General features: G+C 69.5%; 16 protein-coding genes and 1 pseudogene. 12 read left to right on the top strand and 5 right to left on the bottom strand.

Annotated elements, in window-relative coordinates:
* Nucleotides 1-21 precede the first annotated feature (21 nt).
* A complete protein-coding gene (locus tag ABEB28_RS17525; protein ID WP_345729184.1) occupies nucleotides 22-2,256 on the bottom strand; it encodes an MMPL family transporter in 2,235 nt (744 codons plus the stop codon).
* A 100-nt stretch (nucleotides 2,257-2,356) separates the two neighbouring features.
* On the opposite strand from ABEB28_RS17525, the gene ABEB28_RS17520 reads away from it, so the two are divergent.
* The gene (locus tag ABEB28_RS17520; protein WP_345729183.1) at nucleotides 2,357-2,980 is read left to right on the top strand and encodes a TetR/AcrR family transcriptional regulator; all 624 of its coding nucleotides are present in this window, start codon (nucleotides 2,357-2,359) and stop codon (nucleotides 2,978-2,980) included.
* A gap of 48 nt (nucleotides 2,981-3,028) precedes the next feature.
* Here the strand turns inward: ABEB28_RS17520 and ABEB28_RS17515 are convergent, their stop codons facing one another.
* On the bottom strand, nucleotides 3,029-5,137 hold the full coding sequence (locus tag ABEB28_RS17515; RefSeq protein WP_345729182.1) for an MMPL family transporter: 2,109 nt from the start codon (nucleotides 5,135-5,137) through the stop codon (nucleotides 3,029-3,031).
* A 19-nt stretch (nucleotides 5,138-5,156) separates the two neighbouring features.
* Nucleotides 5,157-6,086: an RNA polymerase sigma factor SigJ gene (gene sigJ, locus ABEB28_RS17510; RefSeq protein ID WP_345729181.1), complete on the bottom strand. Its 930-nt coding sequence runs from the start codon at nucleotides 6,084-6,086 to the stop codon at nucleotides 5,157-5,159.
* Between the two features lie 199 nt (nucleotides 6,087-6,285).
* Here sigJ and ABEB28_RS17505 point away from each other — a divergent pair, with 199 nt between their 5' ends.
* Nucleotides 6,286-6,801, top strand: a complete 516-nt coding sequence (locus ABEB28_RS17505) for a GNAT family N-acetyltransferase (RefSeq protein ID WP_345729180.1) — start codon at nucleotides 6,286-6,288, stop codon at nucleotides 6,799-6,801.
* A gap of 36 nt (nucleotides 6,802-6,837) precedes the next feature.
* On the opposite strand, the gene ABEB28_RS17500 is transcribed toward ABEB28_RS17505, so the two are convergent.
* Nucleotides 6,838-7,314, bottom strand: a complete 477-nt coding sequence (locus ABEB28_RS17500) for a hypothetical protein (RefSeq protein WP_345729179.1) — start codon at nucleotides 7,312-7,314, stop codon at nucleotides 6,838-6,840.
* A 92-nt stretch (nucleotides 7,315-7,406) separates the two neighbouring features.
* On the opposite strand from ABEB28_RS17500, the gene ABEB28_RS17495 reads away from it, so the two are divergent.
* Nucleotides 7,407-8,000: a hypothetical protein gene (locus ABEB28_RS17495; RefSeq protein WP_345729178.1), complete on the top strand. Its 594-nt coding sequence runs from the start codon at nucleotides 7,407-7,409 to the stop codon at nucleotides 7,998-8,000.
* Nucleotides 8,001-8,117: 117 nt separating this feature from the next.
* Nucleotides 8,118-9,761, top strand: a pseudogene (locus ABEB28_RS17490) (discoidin domain-containing protein); the annotation flags it as partial.
* A 37-nt stretch (nucleotides 9,762-9,798) separates the two neighbouring features.
* Here ABEB28_RS17490 and ABEB28_RS17485 read toward each other — a convergent pair.
* The gene (locus ABEB28_RS17485; protein ID WP_345729177.1) at nucleotides 9,799-10,071 is read right to left on the bottom strand and encodes a hypothetical protein; all 273 of its coding nucleotides are present in this window, start codon (nucleotides 10,069-10,071) and stop codon (nucleotides 9,799-9,801) included.
* Between the two features lie 222 nt (nucleotides 10,072-10,293).
* On the opposite strand from ABEB28_RS17485, the gene ABEB28_RS17480 reads away from it, so the two are divergent.
* The 8 genes from ABEB28_RS17480 (at nucleotide 10,294) to ABEB28_RS17445 (ending at nucleotide 18,336) form a co-directional block, all read left to right on the top strand.
* Complete coding sequence (locus tag ABEB28_RS17480) at nucleotides 10,294-10,959, top strand: DUF4360 domain-containing protein (RefSeq protein WP_345729176.1); 666 nt, start codon at nucleotides 10,294-10,296, stop codon at nucleotides 10,957-10,959.
* Nucleotides 10,960-11,055: 96 nt separating this feature from the next.
* Nucleotides 11,056-11,730, top strand: a complete 675-nt coding sequence (locus ABEB28_RS17475) for a DUF4360 domain-containing protein (RefSeq protein ID WP_345729175.1) — start codon at nucleotides 11,056-11,058, stop codon at nucleotides 11,728-11,730.
* A gap of 485 nt (nucleotides 11,731-12,215) precedes the next feature.
* Nucleotides 12,216-13,076: an ABC transporter permease gene (locus ABEB28_RS17470; protein ID WP_345729174.1), complete on the top strand. Its 861-nt coding sequence runs from the start codon at nucleotides 12,216-12,218 to the stop codon at nucleotides 13,074-13,076.
* Nucleotide 13,077: 1 nt separating this feature from the next.
* The gene (locus ABEB28_RS17465; RefSeq protein WP_345729173.1) at nucleotides 13,078-13,797 is read left to right on the top strand and encodes an ABC transporter ATP-binding protein; all 720 of its coding nucleotides are present in this window, start codon (nucleotides 13,078-13,080) and stop codon (nucleotides 13,795-13,797) included.
* Complete coding sequence (locus ABEB28_RS17460) at nucleotides 13,784-15,373, top strand: FAD-dependent oxidoreductase (protein WP_345729172.1); 1,590 nt, start codon at nucleotides 13,784-13,786, stop codon at nucleotides 15,371-15,373. Before ABEB28_RS17465 ends, ABEB28_RS17460 begins: the two co-directional genes overlap by 14 nt.
* The gene (locus ABEB28_RS17455; RefSeq protein ID WP_345729171.1) at nucleotides 15,373-15,732 is read left to right on the top strand and encodes a 4Fe-4S dicluster domain-containing protein; all 360 of its coding nucleotides are present in this window, start codon (nucleotides 15,373-15,375) and stop codon (nucleotides 15,730-15,732) included. Before ABEB28_RS17460 ends, ABEB28_RS17455 begins: the two co-directional genes overlap by 1 nt.
* A gap of 11 nt (nucleotides 15,733-15,743) precedes the next feature.
* Nucleotides 15,744-16,721 (top strand): ABC transporter substrate-binding protein, encoded by a 978-nt coding sequence (locus ABEB28_RS17450; RefSeq protein ID WP_345729170.1) that lies wholly within the window; start codon nucleotides 15,744-15,746, stop codon nucleotides 16,719-16,721.
* A gap of 292 nt (nucleotides 16,722-17,013) precedes the next feature.
* Nucleotides 17,014-18,336 (top strand): citrate synthase, encoded by a 1,323-nt coding sequence (locus ABEB28_RS17445; protein ID WP_345729169.1) that lies wholly within the window; start codon nucleotides 17,014-17,016, stop codon nucleotides 18,334-18,336.
* The last annotated feature ends 55 nt before the right edge of the window (nucleotides 18,337-18,391 follow it).

The raw sequence follows: 18,391 nt of genomic DNA, 5'->3' as shown, positions 1-18,391 counted from the left end.
ACGCGCAGGCCTTTCGATCCCTCATTTGTTGGCTGTGGTGGTCGTGGTGGTGCGGACGAGGTGGGCCACCGATCGGTCGGGTGCCGGTCGGCCGGGCCACCAACTGGACCGGCCGGTCAGGCGGACGATCGCGGGCACGAGTAGCCCTCGGACGAGGAAGGTGTCCAGCAGGATGCCGAACGCGAGCGCGAAGCCGAACTGGAACAGGGTGTCCAACGGTTGGGTCATGAGTACCGCGAAGGTGCCGGCGAGGATGAGTCCGGCCGAGGTGATGACGCCTCCGGTCCGGGTCAGGGCGAGGCGCAGTCCCTCGGTGGTGCCGTGTGCGGCGGTCTCCTCGCGGATCCGGGTGGCGAGCAGGATGTTGTAGTCGACGCCGAGCGCGACCAGGAACACGAAGATGTACAGGGCAGCGCCCTCGGCGATGCCGGCTCGACCGCCGAGAACGACGGCGGTGAGCACGGTGGCTCCCAGAGCGGCGAGGAACGAAGCCACCATCGTGGCGACCAGGTACAGGGGTGCCAGCACGGAGCGCAGCAACGCCGCGATGAGGATCGTGATCAGCCCGAGCAGGAGGATCGCGATGATCGTGGCGTCCCGGGTGGCGGCGGTGCGGCGGTCCAGCGCGGCGGCGCTCTCCCCGCCGACCAGGACCTCGACGGAGGGCAGGGTGGCGGCGGTGGCGGTGTGCACGATGTTGCGTAGCTGCCCGGTCCGGTCCAGTGCTGCCGGGTGGTACGGGTCGTCGGCGTAGACGACGTCCAACCGGGCGGTGCGTCCGTCCGGGGACAGGTAGGACCGTCCGGCGCCGTCGGCCAGGGCGGTGAGGCTGGCCGGCCCGTCCGGCGCGGTGCCGCCGGGTCGGGTGGGGCCGGTGACCTGCCGGACGCCGGGGATGGCCGCGATCCGTGCGCTGAGCTGCTCGACCGCGTCGAGATGGGGGTGGAGAGCGGTGCGCGCGTCCAGGACGACGTGGGTGGGTGCGAGTCGGCCGGCCGGGAACGCGTCGCTGAGCACCTGTTGGCCCCTGGCGGAGTCCGTCTGGGCCCGGAAGCCGGCGATCGCGTCGTAGCTTTCCCGGTAGCCGACCAGACCGGCGGAGAGCGCGGCCAGCACAGCGAGGCAGGCGGCGGCGGTGAGTGCCGGGCGTCGGATGACCACAGTGGCGACCCGGCCCCACGGAGAAGACGTCGCCACCGTCCGGGTGTGTGTCTTGAGCGGCCAGAACGCGTACCGGCCCAGCAGCAGTACCAGCGCGGGGACGAAGGTCACCGCGACGACGAGCATCACCGCGACGGAGACGGCCAGGTAGGGGCCGAGCGACCGGTAGGCGGGAAGGTCGGCGGCGAGCAGGGTGAGCAGGCCGACGATCACGGTGGCGGCGCTGAACACGATCGCCGGACCGACCCGGCGAAGTGCGACGGCCATCGCGGCGTAACGGTCCGGGGCGCCGGCGAGCTCCTCGCGGTACCTCATGATCAGGAACAGGCAGTAGTCGGTGCCCACGCCGAAGAGCAGGACGGTTCCGATCGAGGCGGTCATCTCGCTGACGCTGACCACCCCGGCGCGGGCGAGCACCGCGCCGATCGCGCTGGTGACCGCCATCGCCACGCCGACCGCCAGCAACGGCACCGCAGCCAGCACGGGTGACCGGTAGATCACCAGCAGGAGCATCAGGACGAGTCCGACGGTGACCGTCAGCAGGGTGGTGTCCGCTTGGCGGAACACGGTCACGCTGTCGCGGATGACGCCCGCCGGCCCGGTGACCAGAATTTCCAGGTCTCCGGTGCCGTCGCCGGCGATGGTCCTGATCGCCTCGACGGTGTCGCCGAAGGCCGGGTCGGCCGGGTCGAGCTCGATCCCGGTGACGATCATCGTCGTGGTGCCGTCCGCGGACCGCAGGCCGGCCGCCTCGGAGCTGGTCGCGACCGACACCACACCCCGCACGCCGGCCGGTCGGCCGTCACCGGTCAACCGCTCGGTGATCCGCCGGACCTCGGCCAGGTCGCGGTCGGTCAGGCCGGTGGGATTGCGCAGCACCACGATCGCCGGAGTGCCGGCGCCGTCCGGAAACGCTTCGGCCAGCAGCTGCGTGGCCCGTACCGACTCGGCCGTCGCGGGCGCGGCGCCGGGACCCTCGTTGTCGGTCACCTCGTCCGTCGTGGGGGCCAGCATCGGTGCGATCGCCGCCAGCACCAGCCACCCGGTCACGAGGCCGAGGGCTAGGCGCTTGATGCGGACGGAAGGACCGGTCACGACACCTCCAGGCAGAGTTTTACCGACGCAGCGTCGACAAGTTACCAACGAGGTGTCGGTAAAACAAGGTATGAGCTAGTGGCATGACTAGACTGCCGATGTGCCTCGGATCACCGCGCCGACCGTTGCGGAGCACCGCTCTCGGCAGCTCGCGGTGCTGCTCGACGCGGCACGTGATCTCGTCGTCGAGGAGGGGCCCGCGGCCCTCACCCTGGCCGCGTTGGCCCGCCGAGCCGGTCTGTCCCGGCCGGGCCTGTACGAGTACTTCCGCTCCCGCGAGAGCCTGGTGGCGGCGATCGTCGAGGACGAACTGCCCCGCGCCGCGGAGACCGTCCGGCAGGCCCTGGACGAGGCCGGCCCCGACCTCGCTGCCCAGATCCGCGCCTATGTGCACGTCCAGATCGAGATGATGCGCGATCCCCGCCACGCCACCGTAAGCACGCTCGCGGTTCAGTCGCTACCCGCCACCGACGTCCAGCGCATCCTCGACGGACACGGCGCCGTGATCACACCGCTCGCCGACGTCCTCACCAGAGCGGGCGTACCCGACCCGGAGCTGCGAGCCGAACTCGTCCAAGCGGTGGTGGACGCCGCAGCCCGCCGCGTCCAGCACGACGGGGCGACCGCCGACGCCGTTGCCGGCGCGGCGGTCGCCCAGATCCTGCACGGTCTGACGCCGGTCAAGCCTCCCCGCCGTCGGCGTACCGCCGCGCCTCCGAGCTGACCACCGTCCGCAGCCCGTTCGCCTCCACCGACCCGGTCCGGACGCTGATCACTGACCGGCGAGAGCCGGTGCACGGTCGAGCTCGTCCGTCGGGGGCGGCGGATCATCGGGACGCCGAGAGAGCTGGCTGGGCCACCACATCCACCAGCCCACATCGAGGGTCAGGGCGGTGACCAGGATCGAACGGACGATCAAGGTGTCCAGCAGGACGCCGAAGGCGACCGCAAATCCGAGTTCGGCCGCGAACACGAGCGGCAGCGACGCCATCGCCGCGAAGGTTCCGGCCAGCACCAGTCCCGCTGAGGTGATGACGCCGCCGGTGGCGGACAAGCCCTGGAGAGCGCCGCGTCGGGTGCCGTGCCGAAGGGCCTCTTCACGCACGCGGGTGACGAGGAAGATGTTGTAGTCGATGCCGAGGGCGACCAGGAACACGAACGTCAGGAGAGGGAACGAGGCCTCCGCCCCGGCGAAGCCGAAGAGGTGGTTGAACACCAGGCTGCTGACGCCGAGGGCGGCTGCGAACGACAGGACCACCGTCGCGATGAGCAGCAGGGGTGCGACGATCGCACGCAGCAGCAGCACGAGGATCAGGAAGACGGTGACCAGGACGGCGGGGATGATCACTTCGGAGTCGCGGGCCGCTGCGTCCTGCGTGTCCAGGCTGATCGCCGTACTGCCTCCGACCTGGGCGTCCGCACCGTCGATCCGGTGGACGGCAGATCTGGCCTGTTCGACCGCGCGGATCGCGGCCTCGCTACCGGCGGGACCGGCGAGCTCACCGACGAGGAGCGCGTCGCCGTCTTCGATCAGCGGCGGAGAGACCGCCACGACTCCGGGTACCTCGGACAGAACGGTTCGGACCTGCTCCGCGGTGGTGGCCTCGGCGACGACGTAGAGCGGGTCACCCGACCCAGCCGGGAAGTGCCTGGACTGAATCTGCTCACCGACGGCCATCTGCGGTTCGTTGGTGAACTGGTCGGAGTTGGCGAGCCCGTCAGCCTTGAGCCCGATCACCCCGATCGCCATGACGCCGAGCGCGAGTGCGGTGCCGACCCACACGAGCCGCGGGCGGCCCGACACCGCCGTCCCGAGCCGCGTCCAGATGCCCGCCTTGCTCTCCTCGACCGCTCCGTACGTCGGCTTGACCGGCCAGAAGATCCACCGGCCGCAGATGACGAGAAGGGCAGGCATGAGCGTCACCATCGCGAGCAGTCCGACGAGGATGCCGACGGCGCAGGCGGGTCCCAGCCCCTGGGTGGAGTTGAGGGTGGCGAGCATCAGCAGCGTCAGGCTGACCGCGACGGTCGCCGCACTCGCGATGATCGCGGGACCGGACCGGCGCAGCGCCTCCGCCATCGCCTCGTGCCGGTCTTCCTGCCGCCGCAGTTCCTCTCGGTACCGGGCGATGAGCAGCAATGCGTAGTCGGTGGCGGCCCCGAACACCAGCACGGTCAGGATGAAACTGGTCTGTTTGTTGACGACGAGCCCGGCGTGTTTCGCCAGCAGATAGATGACGGCCTCGGACATCAGCAGTGCCCCGCCCGCGGTCAGCAGCGGCAACAGTGGCAGCAACGGGCTGCGGTAGGTGAGCAGCAGGATGAGGACCACCACGATCGCGGTGATCGTGGTCAGGCCACCGCCGCTGCTGAAGGCCTTGATCGAGTCGGACGCGTACCCGGCCGGCCCGGTGACGTGGAAACCGAGACCGTTGGCGTTGGCTTCGCCCACTTCGGTCATCGCGTCGACGACCTTCCCGATCCCTTCCCAACCCTCCTTGTCCGTCCGCACCTCCACCACCGTTTGGATGGCCTTACCGTCCCGGGAGGGCAGAGGGCCCTGGGGCAGCCCCGCGACGTCCGGAATGCCGGTGAACGCTTCCGCGTCGGCTCGCGCCTTGGCCAGGTCAGCAGGGGTGACACCGGCGGGTCGGTCGTAGATCACGATCGCGGGCACGGTGTCGGTGGGCCGGAACTTCGCGGCGCGGTCGATGACGGCGGTCGACTCCGCGTTGCCGGGTAGCCAGGCGGCGTTGTCGTTCTGCTCGACGTCACCGAGCTTTCCCGCCAGCAGGAAGGCCGGGATCAACAAGGCGATCCACAGCGCGACGATGACCCACTTCGCCACCCGCCCGCTCGGCAGCGACGCCAGTTTTCGCATGGTGAGTAGTCCTTCGTCGTCAGTCGAGGTGGGCGAGCTTGTCGGGGTTGGAGACCGTGTAGATCCCGCACACCTGGTCGCCGTCGGGTGTCAGGTCGAGCACGAGGACGGCGTGGACGGTGTCGCCGGCGTAGAGCACCGCCGAGGGATCGCCGTTGACGCTGCGGTACGCGATGTCGAGACGCTTGTCGAACCGGCCGCCGACGAGGGCGAGTAGGTGGGCAACCCGGCTCCTGCCCCGGACCGGCCGCAACTGGCCCGCCGTGGCCTTACCGCCCCCGTCGCTCCACAGGGTCACGTCCGGCGCCAGGACCTCCAGGAGAGCGTCCAGGTCGCCACCGAGCGCGGCGGCCAGGAACCGTTCGGTCACCTGCCGCCGGACGCCCGGGTCCGGCTCGTACCGGGGCCGTCGGGCATGGACGTGTTCCCGGGCTCGATGGGCGAGCTGGCGTACCGACGAGTCAGTCCGGTTGAGGATGCCGGCGATCTCGGCGTGCGCGTAGCCGAACACCTCGTGCAGGACGAACACCGCCCGCTCCATCGGAGTGAGCGTCTCCAGCACCACGAGCAGCGCCATCGACACCGACTCGGCACGGACGACCGCGTCAGCGGCGTCGTCGGCGTCGGAAGCGCTGGACAGGGGTGTCACCAGCGGCTCGGGCAACCACGGTCCGACGTAGGTCTCCCGGCGGCGGCGCACGGCGGCCTGCTGGGCGAGAGCCCGGTTCACCGCGATCCGCACCAGGTAGGCGCGAGCGTTCTCGATCCGGCCGGTGCTCGGTACTGCGTTCCTGCTCATCCACGCCAGCCAGGTCTCCTGCACCACGTCCTCGGCGTCGGCGACGCTGCCGAGCATGTTGTAGACCACGGAGAACAGCAGCTCGCGGTGGTCGTCGAAGACCTGTGTCGGGTGCGTCGCCGGAGCTGAGCCAGGCGAAGTGTCGGGCATCGTGTGACCTCCCGGTTGGGCGATTGCATCCTGAGAGCGATCCCGGGGCGCGGATGTGACACTCCGCGCCGTGTTGTGACGGGCATCTCACCAGGGAGCCTCGCCGACCACCGAGCCGGTCGGCATTGACGAATAAGCGCGACGCCGGAGGTCAGCAGGCGCCGGTTCTGGCCACAATGGTCCGTGCTAATTTCCGCACATGGTCGAATCGAGGTTTCGTGACGCAGTAATTCGGAACCCGCTCGCCGACGATCATCCGCGTATTCTCCGCGTGCTGGATCATTGGTGGGGCGAGTTCGAGGGAAGTGCGGGAAGCCTGCAGCGCGCAATGCTCCTACCGCGCTTGTATTTTCAGCACTTCACCTCGGGGAGCTTCCTCGCGGAACGGAACGGCGAGTTGGTCGGCTTCTTGATCGGGTTCCTCTCGGAAAGCCGACGGGGCGAGAGTTACATTCATTTCGTCGGGGTAGCGCCGGAATGGCAAGGAGGCGGTCTCGGCGGGTACCTCTATCAACTGTTCTTCGATTACAGCCGAGCTCATGGCCGCACGGTCGTGCGGGCGATCACTTCTCCCGGAAATGCAGGCTCCTACACCTTCCATCGGCGGATGGGTTTCGACGTGGAGCCAGGTCCGGTGGCGTTCGACGGCCGGCCTGTGCATCCCGACTACGACGGACCCGGCCTCGATCGGGTCTGCTTCGTCCGCAGCCTCTGATGCGCGGCGGTCAGCAAGCGATCGAACGGCCCGGTGTCAGGGGGCGGTCGCTCGAACCTTCGTCGCAGCGTCGCGGAGGACACCCGGCGTCAGTCGCCGGTGCACGCGGGACAGCGGACGCCAGATCCATCCACCCAGTCGTCGGTCGTAGCGGATGAAGGTTCCCAGCGAGACCTGCCCGTCGGCGGCTTGCACGACGAGGTTCGCGGACAGGAACCAGGACGCGGTCTCCAGGCGGATCCAGCCGTTCCCGCGTTCGCCGATGCGCCAACCGGCGACGGTGTCGGGCGATCGCCCGGGGCTGAGGCGAAGGCCGAGCAGGCCGCGCCAGATGAACCGCTCGCCGGGATTGGGCACGTCGCCGAACATCGCCCGTGCCCACTGCTCCGGGGTTGCGTCGGCCGCCGAATCGGTGACGAGGGCAAAGTGGTCGGCGTAGTGGGCGTCGGCCAGTGAACTGAGCGCACGAACGGACTCGGTGACGTTCAGCCTGGTCACTGTACGAGTGGTCATCGCGGCGTCCTCCTCTATACGGTGCCGTATAACGAGCAGCATAGCGGCTTAATACGGAGGCGTATATAGAAGGAGTGCCCGATGCTCGAGCCATGGGCACCCGACTGGCGACGTTCCGTTTCCCGGACGGCACCACGCTGTACGGGACGCACCACACGACGACCAACGCCACCGGCGGCCCGCTCTACCGTGATCATGCCGAGGACGGCTACCGCGACCGCCCGTGCGGCGAGCCGGTGCCCGAGCGGCCCGACGTTCCACCGGCCCCGCTCGACCGGCTGATCCGGGTGGTCGTCGGCTATGCCTACGGCGACTACGAGTGGTACGGCCTCTACGATCCCGAGCGGTGCGAGTTCCTCGGACCGGTCTCGGGCACCTGGTACGGGTACCTCCAAGACCAGCAGGACCTGGTCCGTGGCGACGACGGCCGCCGCCACCTGATACCCGAGGATCTCCCGGTCCGGCTCCGGGTCCGCTCCGGACGGACGGTGTGCGGTGCCGACGTGACCGACGTCCCGGTCCTGCCGTACCACCGGCCCGACGTCGTCCTCGGGCTCTCCGAGGACGAGATCCGCCAGTTCGACGACGTGGAGGACGTCGACCTGCTCGCCGACTGGGACGAGCCGGACCTCTGTCGCGCCTGCGTCAAGACCGCCGCGACGCGCAACCGTGGCTGGTGGTGCTAGTCCGGTTCGGACGCTTGACCAGGTCGCGCAGTAAGTCTTAGTTTGTGACGCACGCCACACTCCGCGCCGTCGGATCCGGACAGCCCGCCACCGAAGAGGTCTTGGTGAGGAGCCCGTATGCGCTCACGACGACGCGCCTCGATGATCGCGACGGTGGCGGCGGTGATCTGCGCGCTCCTCGCCGGAGGCGGTGGCGCGACCGCGACCGAACGCCCGTGGTACGAGCCGGTGAGCAGGCCCAGCCCCGACGCCGAGATCGGCGTCACGGGTGCGCCCTTCAAAGGCACGGACGCGCGGGGACGGGTGCGCGGGTTCGTGGACACCCACAACCACGTCATGACGAACGAAGCGTTCGGCGGGAAGGTCATCTGTGGTCGGCCGTTCTCCGCGAGCGGCATCGCCGACGCGCTCAAGGACTGCCCGGAGCACTATCCCGACGGTGGTGGCGCTCTCCTGGAGAACCTCACAGTGGACTCCGACGGGCGCCACGACCCGGTCGGATGGCCGACGTTCCGCGACTGGCCATCGCACACCACGCTGACGCACCAGCAGAACTACTACGCGTGGATCGAGCGCGCCTGGCGAGCGGGCCAGCGCGTCATGGTCACCAATCTCACGTCCAACGCGGTGCTCTGCACGATCCACGTGCGCGACCGCGGCTGCGACGAGATGGAATCGATCCGCCTGCAGGCGCGGAATACCCGTGAGCTGCAGACCTACATCGACACGATGTACGGCGGGCCCGGCAAGGGCTGGTTCCGGATCGTCTCGTCGCCGGCCGACGCCCGCAGAGTGATCAAGGCGGGCAAGCTCGCGGTGGTTCTCGGTGTCGAGACGTCCGAGCCGTTCGGCTGCAAGCAGACCTTCGACTTCGCCCGGTGCACAACCGCCGACATCGACCGGGGCCTCGACGAGTTCAAGGCGCTCGGAGTGCAGAGCATGTTCCTCTGCCACAAGTTCGACAACGCGCTCTGCGGCGTCCGGTTCGATCAGGGTGCGACCGGCACGATCCTCAACGTCGGCCAGTTCGTCTCCACCGGAACGTGGTGGCAGACGGAGGCCTGCAAGGGACCGCAGAAGGACAACCCGATCGGCAGCGTCCCGGTCCCGGCGATCGAGAACTGGTTGCCGCCGGGGACGACCGTTCCGAAGTACCCGAGCGGCGCGCAGTGCAACGTCCGCGGGCTGACGGAGCTGGGGGAGTACGCGCTCCGCGGAATGATGAAGCGCGGCATGATGGTCGAGCTGGACCACATGAGCGTCAAGGCCGCCGGGAGCGCACTCGACCTGCTGGAGGCCCGGCGCTACGGCGGGGTGATCTCGAGCCACAGCTGGATGGATCAGGCCTGGATCCAGCGGCTCTACGCGCTGGGCGGGTTCATCGGCTCCTACGGTATGGACAGCGAGAGCTTCGTCAGGGACGCCGGCGCCACCGCCGCACTCCGGCGGCAGTACGGCGTCGGGCTGGGCTTCGGGTCCGACTTCAACGGTCTCGGCAGTCACCCGACGCCTCGGGGAGCCGACGCGCCCGACAAGGTCACCTACCCGTTCCGGACGTTCTCCGGCGGACCGCTGGTCGACCGTCAGGTAACTGGTCAGCGCACCTGGGACGTCAACACCGACGGTGGTGCCCACTACGGTCTCGTGCCCGACTGGATCGAGGACGTCCACCGCCTGGGCGGCGACGACGTTCTCCACGAGTTGCTGGCTGGTGCACAGTCCTACCTGAACACCTGGAGCCGCGCCCGCGGACGAAAGGCGCCACCGTCCTGACGGAGGGATGGTGTGTCGGGCGCGGTCAGCCGCGCTCGCGGACGATCGCGAGGGCAACGGACCGCAGTTCGTCGTGGTCGGGCGCGAAACCGGCCGCGATATCGGGGTGCAGGCCCATCTTGGTCTGCGTCACCAGCTCCGCCACCACCTGCTCGACGTCCTGCCCGGCGTAGGCCGCGCCGACGGTCTCGATCGCGTTCTGGAGCGCGGACGTCAGCTGCTCCTCCAGCGGACCGCGCAGCCTCTCCACCGCCGGACTCAGCGACGCGGCGTCGAGGCTGACGTGTGCTTCGGTCATGAGGTTCCTCCGGAGAGAGCGGTGCCGGGATGTGCTGGGACGCGTTCCGGCCAGTATCGCCGGTCAGGGCTCCCGCCGTTGTCGCGGATAGACACAACATTTGATCCGGTTTGCACTAAAGCGCACGTCTAGTCCATGTTTAACCCTAGATTCTGAGTAATCTACGGCCGCCTGCCCATTTGGGTGGCATCACAGGGTCATCCAGGCCCACGGGGGAGAACCATGGCTGGTCGCAGAATGACGATGCTCGGACGGCTCGGGATCGCGGTGCTCAGCGTGCTGGGGGTGATGCTGACCTCCGTCGAGCCGGTCACCGCGCAAGTCCGCACGGTCGATCCGCCCGACGGGCACTTCGGAATGAGCGCCGTGTCGGTGCGGGGCACCGGGTGCCCGGTCGGCACGACCAGCGTGATCGCCAACAGCGACAAAACCGCGTTCACGGTGACCTACAGCAACTACACCGCGCAGAACGGGGGCGGGGTTGCCCTCTTCCAGGCGCGTGCGCAGTGCGTCATCGGCGTCAGCGTCAGCGTTCCGCAGGGCTTCACGTTCGGAATCAAAAGCACCACCTTCCGTGGCTACGCCGACCTCGCCGCCGGGGCCACCGGAACGCTGGACACGCAGTACTGGTTCGTCGGACAGCCGATGACCGGTCGCATCCAGCGGGAGTACCGAGGCCCGTTCCAGGACAACTGGCAGGCCACCGACGAGGTCCCGATCTCCGCTGTGCAGTGGATGCCGTGCCGAGCCAACTATCCGTTGAACATCAATTCTCAATTGATCGTCCGGGCCGGCAGTGTCAATCCGAACACCACCAGCCTCATGACGATGGACGCCACCGACAGCCAGATCACCACGCTCTACGGCGTCACCTGGCGTGCTTGCTAGCGAGCGCGGTCGCTCATCCTGCTGGTCGTCCGGGGGGCGTGCTGCGCGTCCCGGGCGACCGGCTCGGCAGGTCAGAAACGAACGGAGCGAATCGACATGCTCGATCAGTCAGACAAGGCTCTCCGCAACAAGACCTCGCTCGGTGTGCTGGCGGTTGCGCTGACCGCTCCGCTGCTGGCCGGCGGGCTCACGACGCCCCACGCGGCGGCTGCGGTCCCGTCGACCGTTGATCCACCGGCCGGGCGGTTCGTCGTCCAGTCGATCAACGGCACCGGGTGCCGTGCCGCCGATACGCAGGTCACGACGCGCGGCCTGGGCAGGCTCAACGTGAACTTCGGCGCACTGCAGGCGCGGACCGGCGGTGGTGCACCCGCCACCGCTGCGCGCGCGAACTGCGTCGTGTCGGTCCGGGCCAGTGCCCCGCGTGGGTACACCTTCGGCGTCGACAACATTCTGGTGCGGGGACGTGCGTCGCTCCCCGCGGACGCGGTCGGTACGGCGAGTGCGAGCTTCTGGTTCGTCGGCCGGACCGACACGGCAACCACTGACCGCACGGTCCCTGGCCCGTACATCGCGACCTGGGACCTGCGCCGGGTGGTTCGTCCCGCGTCGATCGCGTGGATGCCGTGCCGGGCGAACTACCCGATCAATCTCAACATCGCCGTGGCCGTCCGGGGTGGGGCACGTGCGGGCGCCCCTGCGTCGATGACGATCGGCGACGGCACCAATGAGCCGTCGGCGTCCTATCGCTTCGCGTGGAAGCGCTGCTAGCCGGTCGACGCGTCCGGCCTAACCGGCCCGGATTCGCCCAGCGCCAACACCTGCCTCCGAACGATGTGGCGCCGAGCTCGTGATAACGAGCCTGGCGCCACATCGTTCGACTCGATTCCATCGTAGAACCCCCATGAAGGCGGACAACGCGCACAGGAGTAGCGGGATCGGACTAGCTGTCTCGAGTAGTGAGAAAGCGCCCGCATCGTGGAACGAGGACGTCCGCGATGCCGTCCGGCCTTCCCGCGATCGCAACGCCCGCTCCTCGAGGGCGTTGGCGCGGAACGCGCGGGGGATTCGGTGTGTGCGGCGAGCGCCTCCAGTTCGGTGCCTGCGCGGATCGCGGCCCGGGCGCCCCGGACGACGGAAAGCGCCGCCTGCCCGCGCCCCGGTCGTCCCAATCTCCGGAATCCTAGTTGACAGATAGGATTACAGGGCTAAGGCTCTAGGCACTCCGACTCCCGTGGAAACGCGAAGGAGCCTTCATGTCTTCATCCGTGCTCGACCGGCGCACCCCGCCGGCCGTCCCGGCCTCCGCGTCCCGCGGTACCAGCCCCGCGGCGCCGCCACCCTGGCGCCGCTTAGCCACCGCCCTCACCCCTGCACGCCGGCTCGTCGGCCTGCTGTCCGTCCTGATCCTGTGGCACGTCGGTGCCGGCTCCGGATGGCTCGGCAGCACGACACCGTCCCCGGCCGACGTGTTCCGCGCCGCCGATGAGCTGATCAGCTCGGGCGAACTGGCACACCACCTCGGCGTCTCGCTGACCCGGGTAGCCAAGGGCCTCGCCATCGGGCTCACCGCCGGGCTGCTGCTCGGCCTCGCCGCCGGCCTGCTCCGGCTCGCCGAGGACCTGGTCGACGCCCCGATCCAGGCGCTCCGGATGCTGCCGCACCTGGCTCTCGTACCGATCTTCATCATCTGGTTCGGCATCGGCGAAACCTCGAAGATCGCTCTGATCGCGATCGGGCCGATCTTCCCGCTCTACCTCAACGTGCTGCACGGCATCCGAGGCGTCGACGAGCGGCTCGTCGAGTCCGCACGCTCCTGCGGGGTGGGCCGGTTCGGGCTGATCCGCCGGGTCATCCTGCCCGGTGCACTGCCCCAGATCCTGATCGGACTGCGGCAAGCCCTCGGCATCGGGTGGCTGAGCCTGGTCGTCGCCGAGCAAACCGCCACCACGAGCGGGGTCGGATTCCTCATGAACGATGCGCGCGAGTTCCTCCGGACCGACGTCATCTTCGTGGTCCTCGTGCTCTACGCCCTGCTCGGCCTCGGCACCGACCTGTTCGTCCGGTTGATCGAGCGGCGCGCGCTGGCGTGGCGTCGCGGATTCGCGGGGGAGTGAGATGACCGCGGTCGTAGTGGAGGACGCGCGGCGCGAGTTCGACGGGCGCCTCGTGCTCGAAGGGGTCGACCTGACGATCGCGCCCGGCGAGTTCGTCGCGCTGCTCGGAGCGAGCGGCTCCGGCAAGAGCACGCTGCTGCGCGCACTCGCCGGACTGGATCGGGGCGCTACCGGCAGCTTCGACGTGCCCCAGCGGCGGGCGGTCGTGTTCCAGGAACACCGGCTCATGCCGTGGAGCCGGGTGTGGCGCAACGTCACGCTCGGCCTGGACGGCCCCGACCTGCGGAACCGGGCGCTCGCCGCGCTGACCGAGGTGGGGCTGGCGGCCCGCGCCGACGCGTGGCCGCGGACGCTCTCCGGCGGTGAATCGCAGCGGGTCGCGCTGGCCCGCGCGCTCGTCCGCACCCCTGAGCTGCTGCTCCTCGACGAGCCGTTCGGCGCACTCGACGCGCTCACCCGGCTCAAGGCGCAGGGCTTGGTGGCACGGCTCTGGGCCGAGCACCGGCCCGCGGTGCTGCTGGTGACCCACGACGTGGAGGAGGCACTGCTGCTCGCCGACCGCGCGCTGCTCCTGCGGGACGGCCGAATCGCCGAGGAGTTCGTGGTCGACGTGCCACGGCCCCGCGTCATCGACAACCCCCGACTACTCGCACTGCGCCGCGCGCTGCTCAGCGGGCTGGGCGTGAACACCGAATCGGAGGATTCCGATGATCACTCTTGACCTCACCGCCGACGTGGTCGTGGTCGGCGGCGGACCGGCCGGCACCTGGGCCGCGCTGACCGCCGCCGAAGCCGGCGCCGACGTGATCCTGCTGGACAAGGGTTACTGCGGCACCAGCGGTCCGACGGCCTCCGGCGGCACCGGCGTCTGGTACGTGCAGCCCGACCCGGCCCAGCGCGAGAAGGCGATGGCCAGCCGCGAGGCGCTGGGCGGGTTCCTGCAGGACCGGCGCTGGATGAGCCGGGTGCTGGACCAGACGTACGAGAACATGAACCGCCTCGAAGCCGAGGCCCGCTACCCGTTCCCGGTGATCGACGGCGTGCCGCACAAGCGGGGCGTTCAGGGCCCCGAGTACATGCGCCGGATGCGCTCCTGGATCAAGCGTGCCGGGGTGACGGTCCTCGATCACAGCCCGGTCAACGAGTTGCTGGTCGACGGCACCGGCACGGTCGCCGGGGTGCGCGGGCACCGGCGTCAGCACAACAGCGACTACCGGGTGCGTGCGGGTGCGGTGGTGCTCGCCACCGGCGGGTGCGCGTTCCTCAGCAAGGCGCTGGGCTGTGACGTGGCCACCGGGGACGGGGCGCTGTTCGCGGCCGAGGCGGGCGCGGAGATGTCCGGAATGGAGTTCTCCACCGCGTACGCGATCGCGCCCGCTTTCACGTCGGTGACCAAGACCGCCTACTACGGGTTCGCGACGTTCTTCCGAGGCGACGGCACCCCGCTCGAGGGTGCGGGCAGCCAGGGTGGCCGGTCCGTGATCGCCAAGGAACTGCTGCGCGCCGGAACCGTCCTCTGCCAGATCGATCAGGCCACCGCGGCACAGCAGCAGCAAATGCGGCTGGGCCAGCCGAACTTCTTCCTTCCGTTCGACCGGCTGGGCATCGATCCGTTCGCCGAGAAGTTCCCGATCACGCTGCTGCTCGAGGGCACGGTCCGCGGCACCGGCGGCATCCGGATCGTCGCCGACGATTGCGCCACCACGGTCCCCGGCTTGTACGCGGCCGGTGACGCCGCCACCCGCGAACTCGTGTGCGGTGGCTTCACCGGGGGAGGGAGCCACAACTCGGCGTGGGCGATGTCGTCCGGCACGTTCGCCGGCCGGGGTGCCGCGGCGTTCGCCGCCGGACTGGGCGCGGCCGCCACCAGGCGCAAGCTCACCGGCGTCGGCGCGACCGGCATTCGACCGGCGTCCTCGGCGACGGGCGTGGGCCGCGCCGAGGCGATCGACGTGATCCGCCGCGAGGTGCACCCGTACGACAAGAACTACCTGCGCAACGGCTCCCGGCTACGGCCGGCGCTGGCCGAACTGGACGCGATCTGGGAGAGCCTGCGCGGCGGAGCCGTCGCCGACGGCGGGAACCTGGCCGGACTGCGGCAGGCGGCCGCGATGGTGGCGCACGCGCGGTGGATGTACACGAGCGCGCTGGCCCGTACCGAGAGCCGTGGCATGGCCCGGCGGGAGGAGTTCCCGGAATTGGACCCGAACCAGTACCACCGGCTCGCGGTCGGCGGGCTGGACTCACTGTGGACCCGAGCCGAGCCGGTCACCGGGCGCGAGTTGGCGATCGCCTGATGATCGAACTGGTCTCCGAGAGCCGCTGCGTGACCTGCGACGTCTGCGTCGCCGTCTGCCCCACCAACGTCTTCGACCGCGGGCCCGACGGGATCCCGGTGATCGCCAGGCAGGGCGACTGCCAGACCTGCTTCATGTGCGAAGCGCACTGCCCGGCCGATGCGCTGTTCGTCGCGCCGCTGACCCATCCGGTGCCCGAGGACTCCCCACTGCGCGACGAGGCGCATCTGGCCGAGGCGGGGCTGCTCGGCAGCTACCGCCGGGAGATCGGCTGGGGGCGCGGGCGCAAGCCCGGCGCCCGCCTGGCCGTCGGCCCCGAACTGGGTCGAGCCCGGATCACCCCCGCAGCGTTGTCATGAGGAGAGAGACGATGTTCCGAAAGTTACTCGCCGCCGCTGTGGCCGCCGCCGCGCTGCTGGCCACCGGTGCGTGCGGCGGAGCGTCCCAGGCCGCAGCGCCCGGCGACAAGTTCGTGCTGCGCGTGGGCTCGATCGGCAACTCCAACGCGATCAGCGGCCCGATCGGGTACTGGCACGAGCAGGGCAAGCTCGTTCCCGCCCTGGAGTCGCTCGGGGTCACCGACATCAAGGTCGTCACGTTCCAGAACGGCCCGGACCTGAACCAGGCCCTCGCCGCCGACGAACTGGACCTCGCCCTCTACGGCGACACCCCGGCGCTGGTCGCGAAGGGGGCGGGGCAGCCGACCCGGCTGATCGCACAGTCCCAGATCAAGCTGGACGCGGGCATCCTCGCCAAGAAGTCCGGCGGCCCGGCCTCCGTCGCCGACCTGGCCGGTAAGAAGGTGGCCGTGCAGACCGGCTCCTACATCCACCGGTACCTGCTGGGTGCGCTCGCCGACGCGAACGTGAAGCCGGCCGAGGTCGTGCACATCTACAGCACCGACGTGGAGGCGGCGCTGGAGCGCGGTGACGTGGACGCGGCCGCGGTGCCGATCGCGAACTACGTCGCGCTCAAGGCGAAGGGCTACCCGTCGATCGACCTCGCGTCGCAGACCCACCCGAAGTACCTGGGCACCAGCTCGGCTGTCGTCACCGAGAACTTCCTCGAGGCCAAGCCGGGCATCGTCGACGCGTGGCAGAGCGCCCACCGCGAGGCGGTCAAGGCAGCCAAGGCGGACTGGGCCGGTTTCGTCGACTACTCGGTGAGCATCCAGGGCTTCCCGAAGAAGATCCTCGAGGAGTCGCTGAAGCCCGAGCAGTGGGTGGAGGAACCCTTCTCCGAGGAGGGCCTGGCCCTGCTCACCGGCACCAAGCAGTTCCTCGCCGAGAACAAGTTCATCCGCAAGGACTTCGACCTCGACGCATGGCGGGTCAAAGACTCCGCCTGACGACGGTGATCGGCGGACCGCGCCGCAGCCGGTGCGGTCCGCCGAGGAGCCGTTCACGGCAGCGGCGCGGCCTCGGCGACAACACGGACAGGAAGGCCGCGCGGCGTGCGCAGGGTTTCCGGCGTGTGTCCAGAGACGGCGGCCAGAATCACAAACACGGCCCCGCGGTGGTCCGTTCCGGGGCGAGGTGCCAAGCTGCAGTCCAAAGCTGGCTCCGGCCGCACCGTCGAACGAGCCAGAGGACCATCGCCGCGGTGACCCCGCGGGAGCGATCGATCCGGAGAGCGACCCGATGACCGGACCAGGGCAGCCGCAACAGGCCGACGACGTATCGGAGGAGTTCGACCTCCGCTTCGGCGACGAGAGCCTTCCGATACCGGTTCGGAAGGCCACCGAGGGCGCAGACGGGCTCGACATCGGGCCTCTGCTCAGCCGCACCGGCAAGGTCACCCTCGACACCGGGTTCGTCAACACGGCGTCGTGCACCTCGGCGATCACCTACATCGACGGCGCGGCCGGCATCCTGCGCTATCGCGGATACCCCATCGACCAGCTCGCCGAGCGGTCCTCGTTCCTCGAGGTCGCCTACCTGCTGATCTACGGCGAGCTGCCGACCGAGGCCGAGCTGGGTGGCTTCGTCGACCGGATCAAGGAGCACACGCTGCTCCGCGAGGAGATGCGGCGCTTCTTCGACGGTTTCCCGCGGGACGCGCACCCGATGGCGGTGCTCTCCTCCGGGGTGAGCGCGCTCTCGACGTTCTACCAGGACAGCCTCGACCCGTTCGACACCGCGCAGGTCGAGATCTCCACCGTGCGCCTGCTCGCGAAGCTCCCCACGATCGCGGCCCACTCGTACAAGAACTCGATCGGGCACCCGACGCTCTACCCGGACAACTCCCTCTCGTACGTCGAGAACTTCCTGCGGATGACGTTCGGCCTGCCGACGACCCCGTACGAGGTCGATCCCGTCCACGCGCGCGTGCTGGACATGCTGTTCGTCCTGCACGCCGACCACGAGCAGAACTGCTCCACGTCGACGGTCCGGCTGGTCGGGTCGAGCCAGGCGAACCTCTTCGCGTCGGTGTCGGCCGGCGTCAACGCGCTCTTCGGCCCGCTGCACGGTGGCGCCAACGAGGCAGTGCTCACGATGTTGAGCCAGATCCAGGCGAGCGGCGGAGACGTCTCGGCGTTCGTCCGCGCGGTCAAGGACCGCACGGCCGGTACCCGCCTGATGGGCTTCGGTCACCGGGTGTACCGCAACTACGATCCGCGCGCGACGATTGTCAAGAAGGCGGCGCGGGAGGTCATCGATCGGATGGAGCGTCCCGACCCGCTGCTGGACATCGCCGTGCAGCTGGAGGAGATCGCGCTCTCCGACGACTACTTCATCGAGCGCAAGCTCTACCCGAACGTGGACTTCTACACCGGGCTGATCTACAAGGCGATGGGCTTCCCCACCCGGATGTTCACCGTGCTCTTCGCGCTCGGGCGGCTGCCGGGCTGGATCGCGCAGTGGCGCGAGATGATGGCCGACCCGGCGACCAAGATCGGCCGTCCGCGGCAGGTGTACACGGGCTCGGGGGCCCGCGACTACCAGACGTTCGACCAGCGCTGACCGTGCCAATCGCGGGTCGGGGCCTGGACAGCTGCCGCTGAACCCCGGAAGAATT

Source organism: Cryptosporangium minutisporangium (genome assembly GCF_039536245.1).
Lineage (GTDB): Bacteria > Actinomycetota > Actinomycetes > Mycobacteriales > Cryptosporangiaceae > Cryptosporangium > Cryptosporangium minutisporangium.
The sequence above is the reverse complement of the archived record's forward strand: the minus strand, read 5'-3'. Positions and strand labels throughout refer to the sequence as shown.